The organism is Enterococcus rotai, from assembly GCF_001465345.1.
Lineage (GTDB): Bacteria > Bacillota > Bacilli > Lactobacillales > Enterococcaceae > Enterococcus_L > Enterococcus_L rotai.
Genome location: NZ_CP013655.1, coordinates 1,744,152 through 1,769,012, shown reverse-complemented (window position 1 = coordinate 1,769,012; position 24,861 = coordinate 1,744,152). Strand labels below are relative to the sequence as shown.

The 24,861-nt window shown below is 37.4% G+C and carries 24 protein-coding genes; all 24 read right to left on the bottom strand.

Annotation, left to right across the window (positions count from 1 at the left end; all coding sequences use genetic code 11):
• Positions 1-222: 222 nt before the first annotated feature.
• On the bottom strand, positions 223-1,065 hold the full coding sequence (gene lepB, locus ATZ35_RS08165) for a signal peptidase I (protein ID WP_208930323.1): 843 nt from the start codon (positions 1,063-1,065) through the stop codon (positions 223-225).
• Between the two features lie 175 nt (positions 1,066-1,240).
• On the bottom strand, positions 1,241-1,609 hold the full coding sequence (locus tag ATZ35_RS08160) for a LysM peptidoglycan-binding domain-containing protein (RefSeq protein WP_208930322.1): 369 nt from the start codon (positions 1,607-1,609) through the stop codon (positions 1,241-1,243).
• 36 nt (positions 1,610-1,645) lie between these two features.
• A complete protein-coding gene (locus ATZ35_RS08155; protein WP_208930321.1) occupies positions 1,646-3,001 on the bottom strand; it encodes a coiled-coil domain-containing protein in 1,356 nt (451 codons plus the stop codon).
• Positions 3,002-3,037: 36 nt separating this feature from the next.
• Positions 3,038-3,634 (bottom strand): hypothetical protein, encoded by a 597-nt coding sequence (locus ATZ35_RS08150; RefSeq protein ID WP_244148228.1) that lies wholly within the window; start codon positions 3,632-3,634, stop codon positions 3,038-3,040.
• 496 nt (positions 3,635-4,130) lie between these two features.
• Positions 4,131-4,511, bottom strand: a complete 381-nt coding sequence (locus ATZ35_RS08145; RefSeq protein WP_086445099.1) for a type II toxin-antitoxin system PemK/MazF family toxin — start codon at positions 4,509-4,511, stop codon at positions 4,131-4,133.
• A gap of 15 nt (positions 4,512-4,526) precedes the next feature.
• Positions 4,527-5,645: an alanine racemase gene (alr, locus tag ATZ35_RS08140; protein WP_208930319.1), complete on the bottom strand. Its 1,119-nt coding sequence runs from the start codon at positions 5,643-5,645 to the stop codon at positions 4,527-4,529.
• 98 nt (positions 5,646-5,743) lie between these two features.
• Complete coding sequence (gene acpS, locus ATZ35_RS08135; protein WP_208930318.1) at positions 5,744-6,097, bottom strand: holo-ACP synthase; 354 nt, start codon at positions 6,095-6,097, stop codon at positions 5,744-5,746.
• A gap of 228 nt (positions 6,098-6,325) precedes the next feature.
• A complete protein-coding gene (gene cshA, locus ATZ35_RS08130; protein WP_208930317.1) occupies positions 6,326-7,867 on the bottom strand; it encodes a degradosome RNA helicase CshA in 1,542 nt (513 codons plus the stop codon).
• A 333-nt stretch (positions 7,868-8,200) separates the two neighbouring features.
• On the bottom strand, positions 8,201-9,568 hold the full coding sequence (locus ATZ35_RS08125; RefSeq protein ID WP_208930316.1) for a UDP-N-acetylmuramoyl-tripeptide--D-alanyl-D-alanine ligase: 1,368 nt from the start codon (positions 9,566-9,568) through the stop codon (positions 8,201-8,203).
• A gap of 113 nt (positions 9,569-9,681) precedes the next feature.
• Complete coding sequence (locus tag ATZ35_RS08120; RefSeq protein WP_208930315.1) at positions 9,682-10,758, bottom strand: D-alanine--D-alanine ligase; 1,077 nt, start codon at positions 10,756-10,758, stop codon at positions 9,682-9,684.
• A gap of 602 nt (positions 10,759-11,360) precedes the next feature.
• The gene (locus ATZ35_RS08115) at positions 11,361-11,801 is read right to left on the bottom strand and encodes a YaiI/YqxD family protein (RefSeq protein WP_208930446.1); all 441 of its coding nucleotides are present in this window, start codon (positions 11,799-11,801) and stop codon (positions 11,361-11,363) included.
• Between the two features lie 26 nt (positions 11,802-11,827).
• Positions 11,828-12,838: a hypothetical protein gene (locus tag ATZ35_RS08110; protein WP_208930314.1), complete on the bottom strand. Its 1,011-nt coding sequence runs from the start codon at positions 12,836-12,838 to the stop codon at positions 11,828-11,830.
• 194 nt (positions 12,839-13,032) lie between these two features.
• Positions 13,033-14,043, bottom strand: a complete 1,011-nt coding sequence (locus ATZ35_RS08105; protein WP_208930313.1) for a sugar kinase — start codon at positions 14,041-14,043, stop codon at positions 13,033-13,035.
• 150 nt (positions 14,044-14,193) lie between these two features.
• Positions 14,194-14,937, bottom strand: a complete 744-nt coding sequence (gene dagF, locus ATZ35_RS08100; protein WP_208930312.1) for a 2-dehydro-3-deoxy-phosphogluconate aldolase — start codon at positions 14,935-14,937, stop codon at positions 14,194-14,196.
• A gap of 28 nt (positions 14,938-14,965) precedes the next feature.
• Complete coding sequence (locus tag ATZ35_RS08095) at positions 14,966-16,060, bottom strand: DgaE family pyridoxal phosphate-dependent ammonia lyase (protein WP_208930311.1); 1,095 nt, start codon at positions 16,058-16,060, stop codon at positions 14,966-14,968.
• The gene (locus ATZ35_RS08090) at positions 16,050-17,159 is read right to left on the bottom strand and encodes an amidohydrolase/deacetylase family metallohydrolase (protein WP_208930310.1); all 1,110 of its coding nucleotides are present in this window, start codon (positions 17,157-17,159) and stop codon (positions 16,050-16,052) included. Before ATZ35_RS08090 ends, ATZ35_RS08095 begins: the two co-directional genes overlap by 11 nt.
• Before the next feature lie 8 nt (positions 17,160-17,167).
• Positions 17,168-18,256, bottom strand: a complete 1,089-nt coding sequence (locus ATZ35_RS08085; RefSeq protein ID WP_208930309.1) for a DUF871 domain-containing protein — start codon at positions 18,254-18,256, stop codon at positions 17,168-17,170.
• Between the two features lie 310 nt (positions 18,257-18,566).
• Positions 18,567-19,886, bottom strand: a complete 1,320-nt coding sequence (locus ATZ35_RS08080) for a PTS sugar transporter subunit IIC (protein WP_208930308.1) — start codon at positions 19,884-19,886, stop codon at positions 18,567-18,569.
• Between the two features lie 124 nt (positions 19,887-20,010).
• Entirely contained in the window at positions 20,011-20,673 is a 663-nt protein-coding gene (locus ATZ35_RS08075) for a DUF4310 family protein (RefSeq protein WP_208930307.1), read from the bottom strand.
• Positions 20,674-20,697: 24 nt separating this feature from the next.
• The gene (locus tag ATZ35_RS08070) at positions 20,698-21,480 is read right to left on the bottom strand and encodes a DUF4311 domain-containing protein (RefSeq protein WP_208930306.1); all 783 of its coding nucleotides are present in this window, start codon (positions 21,478-21,480) and stop codon (positions 20,698-20,700) included.
• On the bottom strand, positions 21,481-21,855 hold the full coding sequence (locus tag ATZ35_RS08065; protein WP_208930305.1) for a DUF4312 family protein: 375 nt from the start codon (positions 21,853-21,855) through the stop codon (positions 21,481-21,483).
• A 207-nt stretch (positions 21,856-22,062) separates the two neighbouring features.
• Complete coding sequence (locus ATZ35_RS08060) at positions 22,063-22,416, bottom strand: glycine-rich SFCGS family protein (protein ID WP_010771052.1); 354 nt, start codon at positions 22,414-22,416, stop codon at positions 22,063-22,065.
• An 83-nt stretch (positions 22,417-22,499) separates the two neighbouring features.
• Positions 22,500-22,838 (bottom strand): PRD domain-containing protein, encoded by a 339-nt coding sequence (locus ATZ35_RS08055; protein WP_208930304.1) that lies wholly within the window; start codon positions 22,836-22,838, stop codon positions 22,500-22,502.
• Positions 22,835-24,712, bottom strand: a complete 1,878-nt coding sequence (locus ATZ35_RS08050; RefSeq protein ID WP_208930303.1) for a BglG family transcription antiterminator — start codon at positions 24,710-24,712, stop codon at positions 22,835-22,837. Before ATZ35_RS08050 ends, ATZ35_RS08055 begins: the two co-directional genes overlap by 4 nt.
• Positions 24,713-24,861: the final 149 nt, after the last annotated feature.

The following is a 24,861-nucleotide window of genomic DNA, read 5'->3' as shown; positions in this document are numbered from 1 at the left end:
CCAACTATCACTAATTGAAATTATAACAGAGAATGTATACCTTATGTTCTCTGTTTTCTTTGTACCTATTAAATTTAATGAGAATAATCGTAAATTCAGAAATTTTATTATTAATCTATTTATTTTTATTTTATGATTATTTTTAATTCTAATTTTTTTAGTATTTAAAAAAAGAAAAAGAGCGAAACAAGACTAAAATTAGTTTTGTTTCGCTCTCAAACTCTATTTAATCCACCCAATACTATTAAATGGTGCAAATCTAAAGGAAACAACTCCCTCAATTGCCTGTCCATCAACCAATCCAAAGGTTCTACTATCACTCGAATTATTACGATTATCTCCCAAAACAAAATAGTATCCTTTCGGGATTTTTTTAAATTGTGCCATTTGATCCAAACTATCCTGCGACAGATTTACTTTGATTGTACCATCTGGCAATTCATTTGCAGCAGATAACTCAGAAGCTTTAGGTAAAGACTCGGCTTGGTGATTAATAAACAAATCGTTTCCTTCCGTCCAAACTAGATCTCCTGGCATCCCAATCACTCGCTTTACATATTGAAATTCACTTTTCACAGGTGGTTTAAATGTAATGATCTCATATCGTTTAGGTTCCTTTGTACGACGAACAATGACACGATCGCCATTGAGCATAGTGGGTTTCATCGAATCTCCATCAACCATATGTGGTGACGTATTTAAAATAAAGAAAAAGACCAAAACGGCAAATAATACAACTGGAAGCATAAATTTAATGATTTCAATGATATTTTCTTTTCTTTTTTTCTTTTTTCTTTTTTCAAATTCTTCTTTGGTTAATTTTTTCTTTTTTCGCTTTTTCTTGTTTGGCACAGCTTTTCTATCTAGTTCTACTTTTGGTCTTGCACTACCTCTAGGTTCTTCTCGAATGCCTTCAATGCGTTCTCTAGGTTGTGGACGTTTCTTTTTAGTACCCGTTGGTGGGCGTTTTCTATTCTTCGTGTTGTTTTTCACTTTTTGTTTTTTAGCAAATTTTCGTTTTATTTTTCGTTTTAGTCGTTCAAAATATTCCTTTATTTCATCCATGATACACCTCAATCATACCGATTAATACTCTCAATTAAGGATAACAGACTGCTGTCCATTTTTCCATATAAAAACTAGCTAATCAAAATCTTGCCGTAAGTTCTCTTCGTAATAAAAAAGGGGAGCTAAGCAAAACTCTAAAAGTTTTGCTCCCCCCCCACAACTAAACGTACTATCAATCGAATACTAATTCTTGTCCCTCAACAATAACACTACTACTAAGCTGATTTTTGTTCATTAATGTTTGTATCGATACACCTGAATCTTGAGCAATTTCCCATAATGTCTGACCTTCTTTTACGATGTAGACCTCTTTAGGTACTTCTTTTTCCTTACTCACAACACTAGCATTTTCAGCTTCAGTTGCCTTTGGCTTTTCTGCTGTCTGTGTCGTTGGAATCGGAGCTACTGGTGTTACAACTTCACCGCCACCTACCGATGCGCCCAAGATCATTGAACTAGACATAAAGTAAATAGCAGTACTAAACAATATTGCAGAAGAAATCAACAGGATAAGATATTTTTTATTGATTCGTTTTTTCATATTGTTCTTCCCTTCATTCGATCACTGATCGATCGTTTAGTTTCCAGTTTTATCTAGACGTGATAATTTGCTTAAGCGTTCTTCTAATTCACGATAAATCGTCATAACTTCATTCTTAGATTCTTCTACTTCATTCGAAATGTTCTTCGCACGGTTACCAATATTCAACATTTCAAGTTCAGCTGAGTTGACCATGTGTTTCGCTTCAACTTGTGCTTCACTGATAATGCGGTTCGCTTCTTTCTTAGCAGAAACCATTACTTCACCAATTTCTTGTTGTGATTTCAAGGCTTCTTCTTGTAATGATTGGTTTTTCAATAATAAGTCATTGATTTGTTGTTTCGCTTGTAGTAACTCCGCTAATTGGTTACCAGTTGCTTCACCTGTTGTTGACATGCTGCGCATTGTTTCAAGCTCTGCATTTAGGTTTTCTAATTCTTCTTCTTTTTCTTTGTAAATACTTCTTAATCCAGCTAATTCAGATTCAAATACATTTTTTTGGATAGAGTATTTATCATTCAAGCCTTGGATACGGCCAAGATTTGTTTCTAAATCACTTTTCTCTTTAAGAACTGATTCTAATTCTTTCTTCAATTCTTCCACACGGCTATTGTCTACAGAGGCATCACTGCTTGTTGACAACGTGATTTCTTTATCTTTTAAGTCTTGGTTTTCTTGTTGTAATTGGTGCATTTGTGCTTGAAGATCAGCAAGTTTTTGTGTTAACTCTTGATTTTCTTTATCAGTAGTTTGAAGTTTTTCATTCAATGATTCTAATTCCATCTTCACCGTCTCCAATGCTTCTTGTTTTTCTCCGATTGTTCCTCGGGCTGCTAGATCTGCTTGTAATTGTTGGATTTCTTTTTCTTTTTCAAGAATTTGTGTATCTAATGCTTTGTCTTTTTCAACAAGTGCTGTTTCTAAGTAAGCAATTTGTTCTTGCCCATTGGTATTTTCTTTTTTCAGCTCTTCGATTTGCGCTTTTAAGCGATTGATTTCTTCTGTAGAATCAGCGGATTCATTGGCATCTTCCAGCTCGAAGATCTCTGTTTCTTTTTGGTTCAATTGTGTTGCCAACTCATCATTTTTTTCTTTTAGCAATTCTAGTTCATTTTGGTTGCTTTCAACCTTGATGACCAATTGTTTGTTTTGTTGAGATAAACGGAAGTTTTCCTCTTTATTTTGTTCAAATTCAGATTCTTGTAATCTATATTCTTCGATCAATTCTCTTAAGCGTGTGATCTCTTGTTCTTGTTCAGCCAATAAGCTGCTATTATTTGTTGTCGTTACTGAAACTGGTCGTTGTTCCTCTTCCGAATTGAACTCGATATCTTGCGTCAATTCTTCCTCAGAAACCTCGTTAATTTTTTTAATTAACCGTCTCTTTGCCATCCTTTTTTACACCCCGTCTTTTATTTCTAGCTTACTCTATTTATCTAATGTTACTTTTTCTAAGTTATTGTCTTTAGACTCTCTTGTATAAATAATTGACTTTTTAGATAGTTTGTTTGTTTTATCTCGATATGTAAAGTTAAAATCAATCATCGTGATTTCTTTTACTGGCTGCAACTCTTTGATAAAGGTTTCGATATTTTTCTCAGCTGTTTGGAAATCACTAAATGTCAATGCTGTTGGAAAGACTGAAACTGTTAATGTCTCTGTTTTTTGGCTAATCAAAATTGCTACATTTGCTTCTCCAAAAAAGGGCTGCCAATCTCTTAGAAGCTGAAGTTCGTAGTTATCCAGTGCTTGAGCATCTCGGCTTTCCACGACTTTTTTCCAAGGAAATTCAGCCAGTTTCAATGAGTTCTCTTTATAGCTCTCGATTTCAGCGCCAGAAGCTGTACCTCTGGCATCTTTGACCTCTTCTATCTTCAACTCTAAATCTTTATTATCTTTTCTCAAAGTATCTTGATTGTAAAGTATCCCCAAAAATAGTAAGCAAAATATAATTGCTGCAATCATCAAAAATAATAATGATCGATTATTCTCTTGATATTTATAAAAATTGATCTTGCGTTTCATTTTTGGACTATCAGAATCCAAGCTCTCCAGCTGGAATCGGACGTACAACTGATAACTGAAAAAAAGAAACAGTATTACTACTAATACAAACATGAAAATCGTCATCAAATATAAACTCCTTTATCCCTTAATAAAAAAACACTAAATATATCTATTTTTTTGAAAGTTATCCACTTTCTACCCAATTATACATAGTTTATTGTAACATTACGTTACGTTATTGCCAACTTTTTTTTATAAACACAACGAAAAGTCAATAAAAATAGGAGTTCAACTAGTAAATTTTAGTGTTTTTTTATCATTTCATTCGAATAAAGGCATGTATTATGCTGTTAATTTACAGTTTATTCTTTTTGATGTTAGTATTTTTACTAATTATTAATTAATAGTAAAAATAACAACGACTTCCAAGTAAGATTATGTGGTTGTAAACAACTGTTCCTGTACTTATGCAATTGCTCTGTCTTATGTTCTTCTATTCAAACATCCGATACTTTTATCGATATGTACCAAGATTTTCTTCTTCTAGCTCTGCTTCAAAAATACCTACGCTAACCCCTAACGCACGGTCGACTGAATCCATGATGTCGATTCCTAAATGGCAAACTTTTTCTTTTAAACGTATTTTATCAATGGTGCGGATCTGTTCCAGTAATATTACTGAATCTCGTTCGATTCCAGTTTCTTCTGAATTGATGCCTATATGTGTTGGCAACTTCGGTTTAGCCATCTTTGCTGTAATCGCGGCTACGATAATTGTTGGACTAAAATGATTGCCTAAATTATTCTGTATGACTAGTACTGGACGTACTCCCCCTTGTTCTGATCCTACAACAGGGGATAAGTCTGCAAAATATATGTCACCCCTTTTGACCATTTGAAGCCTCCTATTCTATTTGTACTCCCTTGGAATACGCTCTGAAAACATACATGCCACTTCGTAATGAATCGTCTCCAATTTATCTGCCACCATTTGCATTGTGACATCTGCTCCATGATCGTGCCCAATCAACGTGACTCGTGTTCCTACTGCCGTTTTTTCTGGTAATCGAATCATACATTGGTCCATGCAAATTCTTCCGACAATTTCACACTTTTGCCCATTCACTAATACTGAAAAACCTTGTAAGTGGCGTAACCAACCATCTGCATATCCAATCGGTACAGTACCGATCCACTCATTTTTTGGTGTTGTGTACGTGTTGCCATAACCAATTCCTTCACCAGTAGCTAGTTCTTTTACGTGAATCAATTTCGACTCTAAACGCAATGCAGGTTTCAAAGGATAGACTTCATCCAGCACATGCCCAGATGGATTTAATCCATACATTGCTATACCAAAGCGGATCATATTTCCTACATTATCCGGATGCCACAGCGCCGTTGCACTATTGCTCACATGGACATATTTTGGCAACTCAAAAAGCTCAGATAAGACTGCCTGAAAACGTTCTGTTTGTTTTTCAAAATAGCTGACGTCTTGTTCATCTGCTGTTGAAAAATGAGTAAATAGTCCTTCCCAAACCACCATCTGTGTTGATTGCACGAATTCAACTGCTTTTTTTACATCTTTTGGGGTCCTAAATCCAATCCGCCCCATACCTGTATCCACTTTTATATGTATTTTTAATGGTGTTTGCGTTTCTATATGATTTAAGCGATCAATTGCTTGTTCCAGCCACTCTTGAGTTGCGACTGTGACAGACAGGTCATATTTCAGCAGCAACCCTATGTAAGAAACATCCACGATACTTAAAATGAGTATCGGCTCTGTAATACCCGCTTCACGTAGTTCTATCGCTTCATCCAAGATTGCTACACAAAAACCTGTAGCGCCTCCTTGAATGGCTGCTTTAGCCGTTTGAACAGCCCCATGTCCATAACCATTTGCTTTCACTACAGCAAACAATTCAGTTCCTTGCGGCATTCGTTGTACTTCATTGTAAACATTTTCCTTGATCGCTTGTGTATCGATTACTAATTTGGTGGGACGATGCCATCCTACTGCCATATGTGTCCTTCTTTCTTTTTTGATCGAGATAAAAATTGTTTTTACTAGTATTTCTAGTTGGTAACGTCTATCTCAACCGTTATTCGATATAACTTTTTTTAGTCGATCTCCAAAATAATCTGTGCAACTGCAACAGTATCCGTATGTGAAATGGATACAAAAACCTTTCCATCATGTGGTGATTTCGTCACTTTAGGAGCGCCGTTGTCTTCTTTTAACACTTCGATATCCTGTAATCCAACGCTTCCGATTCCTGTTCCCCAAGCTTTTGAAAAAGCTTCTTTACAAGCAAAACGACCTGCTAAAAACTCTACTTGACGTTTATGAGGTAGTTTTTGAAAGAGGACATATTCGTTATCGGTAAGAACTCTTCGAACAAAAGACGTTTTATTTTCAATAATTTTTTCGATTCTCGACAATTCAACCATGTCTATACCAATTCCCTTAATCATCCTTTTGCGTCCTTTTTTTTTATTTTATAAATTACTCTTATTCTATCAAATTTTAGCAATTTTTCCACATAATAATGTAAAAAATTAATAAAAAGCTGAACAAGTTCGTTCAACTCATCAATTAGGATAAATAAAAGAGGACAGAACACAGCATTTAAGCTTTGTTCTGCCCTCTCAAAATTCAATGATCAACTAAAATAAAGTAGCTTTTATTTTTTATTGATTTTATTAGTTTGAGTTATCTCTAATAACAAAGCTACGTTTTTTATCGTTATGGCGTTTTGCTGAACGATTGTCTTTGCTCTTATTGTAGCCGCCGCCGTTTCCGCTGCCGCCTGTGCCTTTGTTATTTTTGTTGCCACGATAACCGCCACCGCCATTTTTGTTACGGTTACGGCTGTTACCACCGCCACCGCTGCGATTGTTTTTGTTGAACCCTTTTTTATTTGATGGTAATGGGCGTTCTGGTGTAATTTTAACTGGTACAGCATCTGATGGGTCTTTAGAAATTGTTTTTAGTAATAATGCAGCTAAATCTTCTGCAGAATATTTTTCTAAAAGATCTTTAGCAGCAGGCAAGTAATTATCTAGACCATTTTCTGCCATTTTTTCTTCGACTGTTTCGATTGCGGCACCCAATTGTCCTTTAAATGCTTCTTGTTCATTTGGTGGACGTAATGGTGTCATACGTTTTTTCGTTAATTCTTCAATGACGTGCAAATAGCCCATTTCGTTTGGTGTAACGAAAGTCACCGACATTCCGCCTTTACCAGCACGACCAGTACGGCCGATACGGTGAACATAGCTTTCAGGATCTTGTGGGATATCGTAGTTGTAAACGTGTGTTACTCCTGAAATATCTAATCCACGAGCCGCAACGTCTGTTGCAACTAAAATATCTAAGTTTCCGCTCTTGAATGAACGTAAAACGCTCATACGTTTTTGTTGTGACAGGTCTCCGTGGATCCCTTCAGCTTTATAGCCGCGTGCTTCTAATCCACGAGCTAATTCATCTACACGACGTTTTGTACGACCGAACACGATTGTTAATTCTGGTGTTTGAACGTCTAATAAGCGAGTCATTACATCGAATTTTTCGAAGTCTTTTGAACGAACATAGTATTGATCGATCAAATCAGCAGTCATTTCTTTAGCTTTGATTTTCACGTGTTCTGGTTCTTTCATGAACTTCACGCCGATGTTTTTGATTGCTGGTGGCATTGTTGCTGAAAATAGTAATGTTTGACGAGCTGATGGAATTTTAGAGATGATTTTTTCGATATCTTCTAAGAATCCCATGTTCAACATTTCATCTGCTTCATCTAAAACTAATGTTTCGATCGTATCTAGTTTTAGTGTGCGACGATTGATGTGATCTAATAAACGTCCTGGTGTTCCGACAACAACATGTGGGTTTTCTTTTAGTCCACGAATTTGACGGCCAATATCAGCTCCGCCATAAACTGCTTGTACACGGATTTTTTTGTCGCGGCCTAAACGGTATAATTCTTCTTGTGTTTGGATCGCTAATTCACGAGTCGGGGCAATAACAATTCCTTGCACGACACGGTTTGATGTGTCAATTTTTTGTAACATTGGAAGACCAAAAGCAGCTGTTTTACCAGTTCCTGTTTGTGCTTGTCCAATTACGTCTTTACCTTGTAATGCTAGAGGGATTGTTTCCTCTTGAATCGGTGTTGCTTCTTCAAATCCTGAACGCTCGATTGCTGCCAATAAGTCTGGTTCTAAGCCTAGTTCTTTAAATTTCAAATGATATCCTCCTAATAATGTTTGTTGCAGAAGAAATAGATTCTTCTAAAAATGATGTTACAGGTGATTTGACTTTCACTAATTTTGAAAATGTTCATGGAGTCATTAAACCTTCTACTTAGGTTTAGTTTATTTTCTCATTAGCGTTACCGAAAAATCCACCTTATGAAGCTACAGGCACTAGAAAAGCCAAACGAGTTCGTTCAGCTTTTTTAATCTTTATATGATAGAAAAGTATCTTCAATAGGTACTTTCGATTTATCTACTTCGATCTTCCGGCAATAGGTTATTTTAGCATAGTTTTATATTTTCAGCAAGTTTTATGAAAGCTTGCTACATTTCAAGAAGTTTTGTAACGACTTCATTTAATCCCATACCGTTACTTGCTTTTAAAACAACCATATCTTCTGGTTCAAGGAGTAACTTTAATGTGTTTATCACTTTTTCTTTTTCTTCTTTATCAAAATAGTGGATCTTATCTTCTTGATATTTTTTCTTAATTTCATCATGTAATGCCTGCATTTCAGTTCCGTAGAGAATAACCTCTGTGACCTCAGCAGGATTTAAATGCTCACTCACAGAAGCGTGCATCAGTGCTGAATCGGGTCCTAATTCAAGCATATCTCCTAACACGGCTACTCTCTTGCCTTGTGTAGGCATTTGGCTAAAACTATCTAAAACTAATTTCATAGCGGTTGGATTCGCATTGTAAACATCACTTAAAATTTCGATGCCTTTACTACTTTTTAACCATTCCGTCCGATTTTTTGTTAATTGAAATTCAGATAACCCTGCTTGAATTTTTTCTTCTGATAAATCGAACCATTGCCCAATAGTGATTGCAATCAAGGCATTGCCAACGTTGTATTTCCCTGGAACGGGGATCATAAACAGTGTTTTTGACCCATTGACTTTAAAAGAAGTGTATTCTTTTTTTGCTTCTATGATTTGAGCCTGACGATCTGCTGCTCCTAAACCAAATGTTTTGATTGTTTGTGGTTGCTCTTTTGTCAGCGATACTAGCAAGGGTTCATCCGCTGGAATGATCAGCAGACCATTTTTAGCAAGACCTGATATGATCTCCATTTTTGCTTTGGCAATACCTGCTCTTGATCCCAGATTTTCAATATGGGCTTCACCGATCATTGTAATTGCTGCTACATCCGGCTGAGCCAATTGGGATAAAAAATCGATCTCATTCGCATGATCCATACCCATTTCTAAAATCAGTTTTTCAGTTTCATCCGGCATATGTAAAATAGTATACGGTAGCCCGATATCATTATTATAATTCCCTTGTGTTTTATAGGTTTTGAACTGTTTCGCTAAAACGGCTTCGGTCATATCTTTTGTTGTCGTTTTACCATTGCTTCCTGTAATCGCAATCACGGTTGGCTGCATTTTCTTTAGATAATACACAGCTAAGTCCTGCATAGCCTTCAATGTGTCTGCTACTTGTAAGATCGGTAATTGAGCAGGTGCGGCCTCTGTTTTGCTCCAAAAGGCTGCATGTGCTCCTTTATCCATAGCACTTTTAATAAATGAATGCCCGTCATTTTCACCTTTCAACGGAACAAAAAGATTTCCAGGTCCAATCAATCGGCTGTCAAACTCGATACCTGTCAATTCAAAATCTGCCCATTGTCTCCAGTCGTTTGTCGCTTGTACTGCTTTGGCTGCTTCCCAAAAAGTAAGTTTCATTGGTCTCTCTCCTTAGATTTCCTTTAACATCAACGTTTTTTTATAAACAGCTACTCATACATAAAAGGGCTGAAACAAAACTGATTCCGTTTTGTCTCCTCCCTTTTGGTCGCTTATCTTTCGTAAAAACTTTGTCTTTGTTTGAATCGATTTAACGCTAATTGAATTAGTTCTTCGATCAAATCGTTATATTTCAAGCCCATGTTTTCCCACAATAATGGATACATACTAAATTCTGTAAAACCAGGCATTGTGTTTAGCTCATTTAAGAATAACTCATTCTTACTTGTTAAAAAGAAATCACATCGGCTTAAACCACTGCCGTCTAATATAGTATAGGCTTTTTTAGCAAATTCCTGTGCTTTTTGATGTACTTCATCGGGCACTTCAGCTGGAATTTGCATCGTGATTTGGTTATCAATATATTTTGAATTGTAATCATAAAACTCAACATCTTTAACAATTTCGCCTGGTAATGTTGTGCGCACATCTTCATTACCTAAAATCGCTACTTCGATTTCACGTGCTTCGATTCCTTGCTCAACAATCGCTCTGGAATCATAACGGTAAGCTTCTTCTAACGCATTTTGTAGTTCTTCACGATTTTCAGCTTTACTGATTCCTACACTAGAACCCATATTAGCAGGTTTGACAAAGACTGGATAAATCAATGAACCTTCACATTGTTCAAAGACTTTTTTAGGATTTTCTTTCCAATCACTTCTTAGTACGGGAACAAATGGCACCTGAGGGATCCCAGCTGTTTGTAGTAAATATTTAGTCATGATCTTATCCATTGCATTTGCACTTGCTAAAACGCCTGCACCAACATAGGGTAGTCCTAAAGTTTCTAAAAAGCCCTGGATCGTACCATCTTCTCCGTTAGGCCCATGTAAAACAGGGAAAACGATTGTATCTTCTTCCTTGATTTCACACGGCATGATCACACGACCTGTGAATTCGCCCCACTTATCTACTTCACCATCTTTAGACCAAGTCAATTTAAGAATATCCTTACTCTCAGGTTTTTCTGATAAAAGCGGCCCTTTGATCCATTCACCATCTTTACTAATAAAAACCAATTGAACTTGATAATAATTATAATAAATCGCATTTAAAACTGAATAAGCAGATAATATCGAAACATCATGCTCCTCACTTCTCCCACCATATAGCAAAGTAATCTTCAAATGCTTTTCCTCCTAATTTTTAAAGCTGAAAGAGCTTGGTTAGTCTTGACAGGAAAATAGGAAAAATTGACTGTGACGTTCTTTGGCACATTCCATTTTTATCTTTTTCCCGAAAGACTAGCTCTTGAAGCTAGATAATTTTTAAAGCGTAGTGAGCTTGATTCGTCTCGAATGAAAAATAGGGAAAATTGACTGTGACGCATTTCGGCACATTCCATTTTCATCTTTTTTCCGAGAGACTAGCTCACGAAGCTAGATAATTTTTAAAGCTGAAAGAGCTTGGTTAGTCTTGACAGGAAAATAGGGAAAATTGACTGTGACGTTCTTTGGCACATTCCATTTTTATCTTTTTCCCGAAAGACTAGCTCTTGAAGCTAGATAATTTTTAAAGTATCCAGATATCACAAGGCTCCTATATTCAACAAAGAAATCCAAAATAACTCTTTCATATTTTAGCATAAAAGAACTAGTCCGAATAGAAACAAATCATCAAATAAAAGAAAAAGTTTCATAATTACTGTTGTTTCGAACGAGAAGACTATTTTTATTTACTTTCTCTGACAGCTTTTAATCATATAAAACTTTGATAGAACAAATTTAACTTATTCCGTAATCAAAGTCACTAGTTTCGCTTTAAATTTCTCCCGATCATCCTGTGTGAAAGCCTTTGGTCCTTTCGTACGCCCACCACTTTTTCGGGCTTTTGCACTAAAATAGCGTTGCTCCAATAAACCGTCCATATTTTCCCCAGTATATTCATAGCCTAGTTGATGAAGTACCCGCACCCCTTTCGGTAATACTAAAGAAGCCAGTCCATAGTCTTGGGTTACTAAAATATCGCTTTCCCCGATCAGCTGAACAATCTTATAATCTGCTGCATCGGCTCCCTTGTCTACATAAACAAAAGAAACATTTTTAGGGTATTCTTTCAGTGAATAGTGATCGATGCTTGTTACGATCACAACATCGAGCGAGTAAGTTCTTGCAACGTCAATTGTCGTGTCTTTTACTGGTGAGCCATCACCATCAATAAAAATTCTCATCATCGTTCCCTTTCAGCGGTTTGGATTTAATTTAAATACCAAGCTGGATGCCGTTTTAAAAAGGTTGCTACTTCCGCAAAAACAGCTTCCTTCACGATTTTATACAGCTCTGGATTCCTGATTTTCTTTTTGATTGCCCCAGTGTACCTTGGTCGTTTGACTTTAATTGAAAGCACAACATCGAATCGTTCAGGAAAATTATCTATGGTCAGATATTTCAAGCGATTGGTTTCTTCTAAAAACTGATTGATAGCATCCACCGTTCCTTGAATAAAGCCATCAAGGTGCGTCCCACCATCTGAAGGCAAATGACCATTGACAAAGCTGTCTTTAATACTAGTCGAACCATTTTTAGAAATTACAGCTTGGATCGTGACGCCTTCACTGATCGTATTGATAATCAACGGCTGACCGCTTCTCGTAATGCTATCATCTTTTTGAAAAATATAGTCTACAAGCCCTTGTTCATAATGAAAATAATTTTTTTGCTGCTTCCCATCCGTTAGTGAAATCGTCAAACCACTGTTCAACATAGCAAGCTCTTGACAGCGATTGAATAAGATAAAATAAGATAATGGCTTGTTTCCAAATAATGTTTCATCCGGTGTGAAAGCGAGTTCGATTCGTTGCCCCTCATCTTCAGAAGGGATCAATGCTTTTTTATTCAGCTGTCCATTTTGATAGATTTGGATCGTCCGCTTACCTAATTTTTCCACCCCAAAACCTAATTGTTCCGATAAAGCATTGACCACCGATAGAAAAAGATAGGGCGGTGTATATTGTTCTTCTGGAGTTTTATCTAAAAATAGTCCTTTTTTACTAAAAAAAGAAAAAATAAATTGTTTTTCAGAAAGCTCGATCGAAAGTTCTGTTTGCTTTAAATCAACTGCTAATTGCAGTAGATGATCCAACACTTGCAGGACCATGCTCTCTAAGCCAGTCGGACCAATCCCACCAATGTACATACTTGGTCGTTTTCGAATACTATCTTTCAAAACATCATCATCTAGTGCTCTCCAAATATTTTCATCGGTCATACGATCTCCTCCTGTAAACAGATTTTCCTATCTAAATAACGTACAAAATAATAACTGTCGATCTTAAGCATACCAATTTATCTGAGCTACGTAAATGGTTTCGCTAAATTACCTACGCTTCTTATTATAATGAAAAAAAGAGTAGAACGAAAGTAGTATAAACGCATTTACACTATTTCATTCCACTCTTTTTATTAACGGATCAAATCCACTGTCGGTTGTTCCATGATATGTCGGACTTGTTTACGCGTTGTTAAAGGCACATCACCTTGGATCGTATGCGCTAAAACACCATTTGCTGTGGCAAACTCTACACTTTCAACTAATGACCAGGATTCACTATATCCAAGTAAAATTCCAGCAGCATAGCCATCACCAGCCCCGATCCGATCTAAATGAATGATTTCTCTTGGAGCTGCCTGTACGTAGTTTTCTGAATCAAATAGAAATCCTGTCAAATAATGTTTATCCCCTTCGCCTTGACGGATAGTTCCAGCAAAACGCTCAATCTGATATTTCGTCATAAATCGATGAACTAATTCTTCAAACTGATTCGCACAATCCACGGTTTCACTTAGCGGCATGTCTAAGAGATCAGTCAAATCTCGCTGACTGCCAAAAACTAAATCACAATAGGGTAACATTTTTTCATATTGTTCCTTCATAAAAGCAACACCATGTACTTCATTCAAACTAGGTCGAAAATTAAAATCAAAACAAACTTTTTTTCCTAATGCATGAGCCTTTTCAGCTAAAACAAAAGCTGCTTCGCGTGTTTCCTTTGTCAAACTTAACGAAATCCCGCAAATATGCACTAAATCAGTTTCAGCTAAAAAAGCATCAAAATCATAATTAGAAGCGCCACTCACACCAAATGAACTGTTTCGACGATTTTGATACGTTACTTGTGTCGGTCTTGGTCCAAACCCCATTTCTGCAAAATAAGAACCAATATGATCACCAGAAAAACCAATCCAACGATCTTGAATCCCTAACTGGCGGACACTTGCTTTAGCTGCTTCACCCAATCGGTTATTAGGAAGATTTGTCAGTAAACTTGTTTGACAGCCAAAATGAGCGAGGTTACTTAAAATATTAACTCCTGTTCCTGTAAAGTCTAAACGTAATTCTTTGGTTTGTTCCAACATCAGATATTCTGGTGGCGTCAAACGCATCATTATTTCACCAAATGCCGCAATTCTCATGTCGATCCCTGCCTATTTCTTAGCTTCACGAGTTCGTTCAGCTTTTATTTTTATCTAGCTTTGTGAGCTTGCGTTTCGGAAAAAAGACAAAATATGAACGAGGCATATTTTCCTATTTTTCTGTCAACGCTGAACGAGCTCACTCAGCTTTTATTTTTCCAATGTATTTTTGATCATACCAAGTAATGTTTTCACATCTTCTGGTCTTGTATCCCCTGTTGCGGAATCGATGATTGAGCTGTATACGTGAGGGATAATCTTTTTCACGCCGGCATCTACTGCGATTTGTACGATTTCTTCAAAGTTTTCTAAATCGATTCCCCCTGTTGGCTCTAGGTAGAAGTCATATTTAGCACACGCTTCAGCGACTGCCTTATATTCTTCGATATGTGCTAAACCTTTCATTGGGAAGAATTTGATTGAGCTGCCGCCCATGTCTTGTAATAAACGAATCGCTGTTTCGATCGTCACTTCTCCTGCTGGGGTTTGTGAGCTTAGAGGACCTGTAGCGATATTGACAATACCTACTTTACCTGTTGGTGATACTAAACCATTGACGATTGTTTCGTTTTGGCCTAATAATGCACGTGATGTACCTACACCTGTAAAGACTTGGTTTACGTGTTGGGGTTGTAATTCTTTTGAAATTCTTGATACCATTTGGCTTTGATTTGGATCACCTGCACCTAAACCAACTGATAAAGCATTGTTTGTTGCAGCGGCGTATTTTTTCATGTCTTCGATCGCGGCTTCATCGGTTGGATAGTTTTTAGATAATACACCTAATACAATGTGTCCTTCTGCTGCTTCATAACAGTCTTTCGCATTTTCTACTGAGTTGGCTAGGACGTTTAGGCAAATACGGTTTTCTAAATAATTTGGTGTTAATGTCATGATTGATTCACTCCTGTTTATAATTTTTTTATTTCATGATTTCGGTTAAACGAGTCACGATTTTATTCATTTCTTCTTCATTGACTGAACGGATATCGAATTCGATGATACCGTTGTTGGCTTGGTATTCACGAGTATATATTGCTGGGCTCTCAGCGCTTAGTTCTTGGATGACTTCTTTGGCTGATTTTGTGCCGCTTACTTTGATACTAGCACGGTAAATATCTCTGCCCGCTCCATCTTGAACGCTTTTGGCTTCAATATTTGTGATCTGATTCAGTCCCTCAATAAATGGTGATAATCGTGCTTGCATCGACTCGCCTGATTCACTGCCGTTTTTCACGTAATCTTCCACAGCTTGGGTAAAGCCTAAGATATTGTCTTTGCCGATTTTCATTGCACGGCCGATGCCTTTGCCTTGGAGACGGATCCACTCGATGTAGTCTTTTTTCCCGATCACCAGTCCGGCACTTGGACCTTCGATAGCCTTTGCACCACTATAAATCACTAAATCTGCACCTGCTTTGATGTATTTGAACAGGTCCTCTTCTGCTGCAGCATCCACAATCAACGGTAACTTATGTTTCTGCGCTATGGTTGCTGCTTCTTCAACACTTAACATACTTTTTTGAACAGTATGATGACTCTTGATATAAAGAATCGCAGCTGTTTGATCCGTGATCATCATGTCGATATGTTCTGGTGAACACATATTAGCGTAACCAGCCTCTACAACTTGACCACCACCTTGTTCGACCATTACTTCGACAGGTGTGCCGTAATCGACATTATGCCCTTTTGGTAGGATGATTTCACGTTTGGTCACTTTATCAGTATACGGATGATAAGCGTGATAAACGGACCCTTCACCGATCAACGCTGCCACACATTGCGCAATTCCGGCAGATGCAGAAGAAACGACTTGGGCATCTTCAACTCCTAAAAGTTTCGCTAAATAAGCACCTGTATGAATACTTAACTCGCTCATTTCAAAGAAATGTTCGCCGCCAAATTTTTGAGCAGCTAAGACATTTTCTGACACTTTTGATACCCCTAAAATCGTCATTCTACCTGAGGCATTGATGACTTCTTTTAGGTTGAATTTTTCATAACTAATTGTCATAGACTGTTCCTCCAATAATGGTATTTACAGGTTTGATCAATTCTTTTGCTTCTCTGGTAAATCCGTTGGAATCCGTCAAGATCTTTTGACCTGCTTCAATTGTAAAGATCGTGATATCAGCATCATATCCTTCTTTCAACTGACCTTTTGACTCAAATCGAAAATTTTCAGCAGGAGCAATGGTTACTTTTTCAATGATTTCAGACCAGTCATAACCAACTACACGTAATTTTTCCATTGTAGTAGCTAAATCATGCACAGGTCCTTTTTCACGATTGCGGATATAAATATCTGTGCTGATTGATGTTGCTTTCATGCCTTCAGATAATGCCGTTTCAGCAACACGAAAATTGAAACTGTCCGTTCCGTGACCAATATCAAAAACAATCCCTTTATCATAGGCTTCCCATGCAAATTTTTTAATCTTATCTGTTGATTGATCCAAAATCCCGTTTGGTTTGCCATTGAAACAATGGGTCAGTACGTCACCTTTAGACATATTTGCTAGGATTTCATCCAATTCTGGTGGAGCCGAGCCGATATGCACCATCAGAGGCAGATCATTGTTTGCTTTTTGAATCTTCTTAGCCATTTCTAAAGGAGTGATCCCATTGTCCCCAATCACCGTTTTACTCATGCGGGCTTTGATTCCTACAACAAAATCTGGCAGTTCAGTCAATGCTTTATGAACTAATTCTTTTTTCACCTTACTAAGATCTGCCAATTCGTCTTGTTCAACAATCCCCCATTTTGAAATATTCACTAAAGCATACACATTGGTTTTCGCTTTTTTGGCTAAGTCATAAAATTCATGGATATTTTCTGCACCTGTCGTACCCGCATCAATTACGGTTGTTACGCCTTTTTTAACACCAATTTCATCTGGAAAATCGTAGTATAAAGTCATTTTTTCAAAACAATGAACATGATCGTCAATCCAACCAGCTGATAGATAAGTATCAGTGGCTAATTCGATTTGTTCTTTACTATCTGCTTCGATTTTTTCTGAAATTTTTACGATTTTTCCAGCATTGATTGCTACTTCTATCGGTTTTCCTTCAATGGTTTTGCCATTTTTTATAATTAAGTCGTAACTCATTTTATCCCCTACTTTTCTGTAAATCTAAATTTTGTCCAGGGTTTTACAAAATCTAACAACAACAATTCTTTCTCTGTTATTTGCCCTACTTTATTTTTACGGTCGTCTGAATGCGGCTGTAAAACAATTTGCAGTTCATTTTTGTATTTCCCGAATGCATCATTACCGATCACAACATCACCTACTTGAAACTCTTGGGTATTATCATGCGCTGGATTGGCTTTATGTTGGTATTTTTTACGAACTTCAGTAGAACGAACCACTTGATCTGTAATGTCTCCACGGCGAAAATGCTGTTCTGTCAATGTAATTTCTTTTTCAACGTCACTTGCCTCTTTCGTAAATTCCACTGCTAATTCTAATTGATAACGATTTAAGCTACCTAACAACTCTAATTCTTCATCTGACGCATAAGCATTGCCTATAATCACATCATCGATCAGACCTGTCGCAAATAAATGTTTCGTTTGAACATCTACTGGTAAATGTCGGTGCATTTCTAATGTTGGCAACCCATCATTGACATCCCATGGACCGATTTTGCCTGCTTGAGAATTGATAAACGCTGCTGTGCGAATGCCATGCTTTTTGAAGCGAACACTACAACGCTCAAAGAAATCATACGGCAATGCCGTACCTTCTTGCGGATAAAAATTATGACAACCGTAAAGAAATGGCACATTGGCTTCATAAGTCAAAATATTATCTAGATAAGCCACATCATTACTCATATTCAATTCGATCGCTAAATCAAAAGGATTAAAGGTCAACTTTGCTTCTTTATTACCATCAAATCCTACATCCAAACGAATGCCATCAGCGCCCGTTTCATAAAAGAAGGTTAAATCATCATACGAAATTTCTAATTCGTCAAAAATATTCGGTGCTACATCTAAAATCGTTTCGTAGCCTAAACCTTTTGCATAGGAAATCAATGACTTAAACTTTTCTTTCACTACTTCTTTTCCTTCAGTTACTTCCAACATACTCATAAAGATCCGTGAAAATCCACATTCACTTGCCTTTTTTAAATAAGCTTTATCTTTTTCTATTTCACTATGATCTGGGTAAACAGATACCCCTAATGCTCTTTTCATTGATTTTGCCCTCGCTTTATATGGTCGAATTTATGTCTGTACTTCCAAGAAATAACTGAGCTGCACAAAATGGTGACACTTCCTACTATGAATAGCGGTTGTTTAACTAAAATCCCAACTACGATCGCTAGAAAAATCACCCCTATTGAAGCCACACATAGATGAAGCAAGCGTAAATCTGTAAATCTTGTAGGCAGCCAGTTTCTTTCAATCATTACTTGACTAAGAATAAAAAATACGATGAACCAAATTATCATGACCTTAATCACCAAAGAGGGTAGTACAGCGACTACCCTCCCTCTCATTTTAATTAAGCAGCTGCTTTCGCTTTTTGTTCAGCTGCTAACTCTTCTGCTTCTTTGTCTAATTGTTGTTTTTCGTATACTTTGAAGAACGGGTAGTAGATCGCCAAAGTAATTGCAAAGTTGACACAGACAAGTAGGGCTGCTGGAACACTCCAGTTTGTACTCATCCAAGCAGCAACAGGTGCCGGTATGGCAAATGGTAAACGGGCCGCCATCATCGGGATGACATTTGTGACCGTTAAAAAGTAAGAAAATGTTGTTGTGATCAAAGGTGCCACGATAAATGGAATCCCTAAGATCGGGTTCATGACAATCGGTGTACCAAAAATCACTGGTTCATTAATATTGAATAAACCTGGTAAGAAAGATAAACGACCTAAACTTTTCAGGTACGTTGATTTAGAAAACATCATTAAAACGACTAAAGCTAAAGTAGTACCAGCACCGCCGATCCAGATAAACCATTGTAAAAATTGTTCAGTAAAGATATTCGGTAAATGATGAACAGAGGCACCTTCTTGGAAAGCAAGTGTATTTTCTGCAATCGACATATCCCAAAACGGTCTGATAACAGGTCCCATAATCGCTGGTCCGTGAATCCCTAAAACCCAGAAGAAACAGATCAAGAAGACTGTAAGTAGTCCACCAAATAAACTATTTCCGGCTAACGTATCTTTCAATGGCATTAATAAAGTACTTAGGAAACCATTTAAATCAAAACCAATCACATGACGAATCACCCAGAATAACAATAAAATCACAGCGCCAGGAATCAACGCGATAAATGAATTAGATACTTCTGGTGGAACACCATCTGGCATTTTGATTGTAATATCCTTTTGAATAAAGAAACGATAAATTTCAACAGAGACAAGTGCTGTCACGATTGCCCCAAATAATGAAGCTGAACCAATATTCGCTAAATTAATATAACGCCCAGCCCCGATAACATCTTTAACATCTTCAAAAACTCTTGTTGGGGGTGCTGCTGTGACCAAAAAGGCCATCACCGCCAAGATGCCACAAGTCAAAGAATCCAATTTGTAACTTGTTGCCAAGGAAGAGGCAATCCCAAAAGTTGCATACAACGCCAAAATCCCCATTGTATAACGAGATGGAATATCCAACACTGCTTGATAAGGCTCAATAAACTTCATATAAGCATCAATTGGAATATTCTGAAATACGGTGAAAAAGGCACCAACAATTGTCAAAGGCATCGTTGCGATAAGTCCCTTTCTAATTGCTGTCATGTGTCTTTGAGAGCCAAATTTATTGGCAATCGGCATCAATTTTACTTCCATCCACTGCACAAAACCATTCATTTCTTTTGTCCTCCGTTCAAAAAATTAATATGAATAAAAAATCAAATTATTTCCCATTCATAATAACATGGTAACATTATAATGTAAACGGTTTTCAAAAGGAAAGTGCAACATTTCTTCATCTTTAACTAGGTAAATCAACCGGGAATATTGCACCAAAGATCATTGCACCGAGTATTGCGCCACCAGCAATCGGCTTTTTCCACACATAGAAAATCACAGCGCCAATAATCGAGCCAATACCGATTGGTGCAGAAGCACCACACGCGCTAATAATGATCAAAGGACCTAAGAATCTACCTGAAGCATTTCCAGCGCCCATCATAACATCTGCACCAAAAGTGGAATTTGACTGGTTGATCGTAAATTTGCGAATCACAATAATAATGCCACCGATAATTAAACCAAGAACCATCCCAGTTAATAAGGAAAGTCCAAAATTTTCAACAGGTGCTGTGATCCCCATACTCAATAGAATCGCTGGAACGCCAATTCCAACTCCTGTTAAGATCGCACCGCCAATATCTAAAATTCCAACAAGTGATCCTTCCAAAATTCGGGCAAATAAGAAACTTGCACCAAATGCTGCAGCTGCACCATATGAACCACCGTCCATTCCAGCTTTTAACATAGCCACGATCGCTACCTCATTAAAAGCTCCCACACCATGTTCAATATACATATGTGTTCCAGCAAAAACACCTGCTGACAATAAGCCAACTAAAATCGGAAATGACCAATCAGCAAACCAAAAATTCTTTTTTTCCAACTCTACTATTTCATCCATTTCAGTTCCTCACTTTCTTCTGAATTATTTACCAATACTAAAAACATCATGCATATTTTGTAGCCAGCCTGGAATCTGTAAGCGGAAGCTTTCAATCATTTGTAAATCAAAGCCACGGAAAAAGGCACTAAAGACAAATAATAGAATAACTGCCGCCATCATACTTTTCGTTACCTTGTTCCAACCAATTTCATCTACACCTTTACCAATCAAAATTCCAAGTACAACACCAGGAACAGCATTGCCCATGATCATCGTTGCAAGTCCGCCAAAAATTGTTGCCCAAAGACCTGAACGTTTACCAGCATCGATTGCTGCTAACCAGAATAAAACTGGCATTACTGTGTTGATCAAAAGATTTGCTGCTGGCACTAAGACAGCGACTGCCGTTACTTGTAGTGACTCAGGAATTGCTGAAGCTGTCGTATTTAAGAATGCAACGACCAACATCCCAATGATTGCACCTGAAATCCCCATTTTCTTAGGATTATGCATTGTTTCAGCAACATTTTTATTTTTTACTAATAAAGCTGCAGCTGCCCAGTTAGGTATTACACGATGATCTACATCTTGTGTAAAGGCTCCAGCACCCACTGTTGACGCCCAAGCATTAAAGAAGAACCCTAGCCCAAAAGAAAAATGACTCGCTGCATCTCCCTCACAGGCATTCATCTCACCTAATGTTCTAAATGCACCTAATCCCTGTGTGCTCGGTGCATGAAACATTCTGGCAGCTCCTGCTCCTGCCGCAAATCCAACTACTCCCCCAATCAATAAAGACTTGAGTAAAACGACTAAAACATCCATTTAATTTGCCTCCTTCTGCATTCGTTTTTTCTTGCCAAAAGGGAGGGGAAGACCGTTTGGATCAGCAACTCTTTTCTCTACAAACGGAACTGTCTCCATTTCGATCAAGGTGATTTCTACCTCAACATCCAGCAACACACGATAATCAGCCCGTGTTCGCGGTAAGAAGAAAAAGAAAAAACGTTCTGTAAAGGTTTCTTGTTCTGCCTTTACAATTTGAATATCAAGCGGCTCGATTCTAACGATCACATCATCTTTTTCTTTTAAGACACGATTATGAATTTGATTTAGAGCATTAGCAAAGGCTAGATTCTTCTCTTTTCCTGTTCCTTCGACCTGAATGACCTGACGTTTTTTTACAGTTACTTTCTCCATTGGTTTTTCCCTCCTAAATTTAAAAGCGGAACGGGCTCGTTCAGCTCTGACAGAAAAATAGGAAAATATGTTTGTGGCGCTTTTTGCCACAGGCAGATTTTATCTTTTTTCCGAAGACCTTCAATCCTTGGAGCTTTAGCTCTTAGGAATTGATGAGATCGAAGCAGAGCATAGTGCTAGCCCGCGTAGCTAGATACCAGCCGCTAATCAGCCATTCTTTTTCATATACGCTTCAACAATCCGCTTACCTAATTCTTCTTGATCCATAAAACCAAAGCCTAAAACTGTTTTGCCATCATTGATCGCCGTTACACCTTCATCGATTGAACGCATACCATGACGTTCTGGATACCCATATTTTGTTGCTGCTGTTAACGCTCCAGCACCACCACTTCCACAAAATGAGATGCCAAGATCTGCATTTTCTTGCTGCATCACGTCACCTAAACGCATATCTGCACCCATTCCTGGAACAACAACTGCTTTTCCTCCTGCGGCTTCTACCCCTTTTGCTACATTTTGACCTTTTCCTAAGCGATCTGCGATTACTACTGTTATCATAATAATTCCTCCAATTTTTAAAAGCTGAACAGGCTAGCCTGCAAAGCTAGATAGTTTTTAAATCTAATAATAGCGAGTCTTTCTCATGATTCATTTTGTCTAGCTGCTTCAAAATGAATGGATAATACGTACATTTCATCTTGCGGTAAATTACCGATGTGTTGAACAACTTTATCTGAAATCATTAGTGCCTCTTTAGATACTTCTTCAAACATTTGTGGATCGACCCCAGACATTTTTTCTCCTGCAATCGACCGTTTGATCATTTCATTAACGTGATTGATCAAAATCGTCCATTGTAATTCAGTCGGTTGAATTACTTGTTCTTCTAATAACTCGTTGATTTGTTCAAGTGCTGCCTCCAACTCAACTTTATTCGGACTTTCATCAATGATTTTTTGAGCATCGTCCGTTAACTTCATACGTGCTCCTCCTCTCTTATATAATTCAATAAAGCAGTAATTTCTGCTTGATTAACCATCAAATCATTCTTAGCAAAAATCCGTTCGATTTGTTCTACCAGTTCTTGTTGAGCTAATAAGGTTTCTTTCACAATATTGCCTTCATTTTCATATTGACTATCAAACGTAATCCGGTGGACCATCAACATCACGTGTAGTAAAAATGCTTCCTTATACTCTTGAGTCAATTTCTCTGCAAAAGCCTTGAGCAGCTCTTCATAAATCACATAGGCTCGTACAAGAATATCTCGGCTTTCCGCCTCGATTCCTTGTTTTTCTTTAACCTGTTGTCGAGGAATCAAGCGTGGTACTTTTCCTGATTTCGTGTGTGTCAAAATTTTATTGACCTCTTCTTGAACAGTATTAAGATCTGCTTGTGTCGGTAGCGGATTCACTTTGATAAACGGACGATTCACGATTTCTATTGGAAAAATACTCAAAACTAAGTCGGGATTTTTTTCTTCTATTACATCAACTGCATTTAAAACAGAAGCAAACCCAGCAATTTCAACATTTGAAACTTCTTCTAAAATTTTTTGCTCGATCAAACTCGTTACCCCTAAACCTGTGGAACAAACATAGACAATTCGGACAACATTGACTTCATGAAGATTTTTCTCGTAAGCCACCAAAAAGTGCAACGCAATATAGGCGATAAATGAATCATTGATCAACAATGCTGATCCGACAATATCACTTTGACTAGCCAGCTGGATCGCTGAAAATAATTGTGGATACTTTGCCTTGATATCATCAACAAACGGATTGTACTCATTTATAAAGAGGTGTTTCTTAGTTAATCGTAAGGATAAATGAGCAAAAAGATTTGTAAATAATTGCCGATCTCGATAAAAGGGAAATTTGATTTCTTCTGAGACATCCTTGATCAACTCTTCTGTCAGCCCTACGATGTCCTGCTGATTATTCGCTACAAAGACATCGCTATAAATATAGAAATATTCATCTGCTAAAAGCGGTAATTCATAATGATCGAAAACTTTTTTCATCAATAAAAACGGCAACTCTTGCTTTTGCTGCAACACTTTTTGATTCGTCAACATCTTATAAGTCCCGACCGTATGATGGAGCTGCATTCTAGATGACGCAATCGCCACTCGCAATGTGATCGAAAGAATTTCAGCATAGTTAAATTGATCGAATAAAGAAGGATCCAAAAGTCCTGTCATTTCTTTTAGCGCAACTTGGTAGATTTTTTGAAAAATCGTATTGACACCAACATGGACTTCCTGCATTTTTTTCTGTTGTCCGGACTGAACAAAGTAACTCATGATTTGATAAATATCATATTCGGTTATTTCCTTTTGCGTGATATATTCCATCAGCAAACGAATCTTGCTTTCTTCACCAATGATCGAAAATCCTTGGCGACTTTGACGATTAAGTTTTAGATTGTAGTGTTGAATCAACTCATCTACACGGTCCAAATCATTAATGATGGTATTTCTACTCACCTGCAGTTCATCCGCCAACTCCTGAGAAGTCAAGGCTGATTGGGCTAACAACAAACGGAAAATCAACTGATTAACCCGTAATTCTTGATCAGGATAGGTTTCAAATCTCTCAACTTCGATAATTTCATTTTTCAAGGTCAAACGTTCTGAATCAGGTATTTCCAACCAAATCCCTTTGTTGCGGCGGGTTTGTAGCAATACGTTTTGTTCGTTAAACCAATCCCGGACATTTTCTAAATCATATTTAATTGTCCGCACACTAACTTGAAAGGTTTCTGCCAATTCTTTTGTTGTCACGCTGTCTTCTAAATCTAAAAGCAGCAGCAAAATTTTTATTTCCCGTTTTGATAAGTGCAGCGACATCCTACTCACCAACTTTCTTTCCCTTACACTTGAACTATAGCTTGATTTTTATCCCATAACAACACAAAAAAGTTGCACTTACACAAGTGCAACTTTATTAGTATACTATTTTTAGTGGCCTATTTAAATTCTATCATTCGTTATTTAAT

Bases quoted from the DNA above. Each gene is read 5' to 3' on its own strand.
- ATZ35_RS08145 (WP_086445099.1), bottom strand. From the start codon at position 4,511: ATGGTCAAAAGGGGTGACATATATTTTGCAGACTTATCCCCTGTTGTA.
- ATZ35_RS08115 (WP_208930446.1), bottom strand. From the start codon at position 11,801: ATGAGAATTTTTATTGATGGTGATGGCTCACCAGTAAAAGACACGACA.
- ATZ35_RS08105 (WP_208930313.1), bottom strand. From the start codon at position 14,043: ATGAGAATTGCGGCATTTGGTGAAATAATGATGCGTTTGACGCCACCA.
- alr (WP_208930319.1), bottom strand. From the start codon at position 5,645: ATGGCAGTAGGATGGCATCGTCCCACCAAATTAGTAATCGATACACAA.
- ATZ35_RS08150 (WP_244148228.1), bottom strand. From the start codon at position 3,634: ATGAAACGCAAGATCAATTTTTATAAATATCAAGAGAATAATCGATCA.
- ATZ35_RS08155 (WP_208930321.1), bottom strand. From the start codon at position 3,001: ATGGCAAAGAGACGGTTAATTAAAAAAATTAACGAGGTTTCTGAGGAA.
- lepB (WP_208930323.1), bottom strand. From the start codon at position 1,065: ATGGATGAAATAAAGGAATATTTTGAACGACTAAAACGAAAAATAAAA.
- ATZ35_RS08125 (WP_208930316.1), bottom strand. From the start codon at position 9,568: ATGAAACTTACTTTTTGGGAAGCAGCCAAAGCAGTACAAGCGACAAAC.
- ATZ35_RS08095 (WP_208930311.1), bottom strand. From the start codon at position 16,060: ATGACAATTAGTTATGAAAAATTCAACCTAAAAGAAGTCATCAATGCC.
- ATZ35_RS08080 (WP_208930308.1), bottom strand. From the start codon at position 19,886: ATGAATGGTTTTGTGCAGTGGATGGAAGTAAAATTGATGCCGATTGCC.
- ATZ35_RS08085 (WP_208930309.1), bottom strand. From the start codon at position 18,256: ATGAAAAGAGCATTAGGGGTATCTGTTTACCCAGATCATAGTGAAATA.
- ATZ35_RS08090 (WP_208930310.1), bottom strand. From the start codon at position 17,159: ATGAGTTACGACTTAATTATAAAAAATGGCAAAACCATTGAAGGAAAA.
- acpS (WP_208930318.1), bottom strand. From the start codon at position 6,097: ATGATTAAGGGAATTGGTATAGACATGGTTGAATTGTCGAGAATCGAA.
- ATZ35_RS08070 (WP_208930306.1), bottom strand. From the start codon at position 21,480: ATGGATGTTTTAGTCGTTTTACTCAAGTCTTTATTGATTGGGGGAGTA.
- ATZ35_RS08050 (WP_208930303.1), bottom strand. From the start codon at position 24,712: ATGTCGCTGCACTTATCAAAACGGGAAATAAAAATTTTGCTGCTGCTT.
- ATZ35_RS08110 (WP_208930314.1), bottom strand. From the start codon at position 12,838: ATGACCGATGAAAATATTTGGAGAGCACTAGATGATGATGTTTTGAAA.
- ATZ35_RS08060 (WP_010771052.1), bottom strand. From the start codon at position 22,416: ATGATAACAGTAGTAATCGCAGATCGCTTAGGAAAAGGTCAAAATGTA.
- ATZ35_RS08055 (WP_208930304.1), bottom strand. From the start codon at position 22,838: ATGAAGTTAACGGACGATGCTCAAAAAATCATTGATGAAAGTCCGAAT.
- ATZ35_RS08160 (WP_208930322.1), bottom strand. From the start codon at position 1,609: ATGAAAAAACGAATCAATAAAAAATATCTTATCCTGTTGATTTCTTCT.
- ATZ35_RS08075 (WP_208930307.1), bottom strand. From the start codon at position 20,673: ATGGATGAAATAGTAGAGTTGGAAAAAAAGAATTTTTGGTTTGCTGAT.
- dagF (WP_208930312.1), bottom strand. From the start codon at position 14,937: ATGACATTAACACCAAATTATTTAGAAAACCGTATTTGCCTAAACGTC.
- ATZ35_RS08065 (WP_208930305.1), bottom strand. From the start codon at position 21,855: ATGGAGAAAGTAACTGTAAAAAAACGTCAGGTCATTCAGGTCGAAGGA.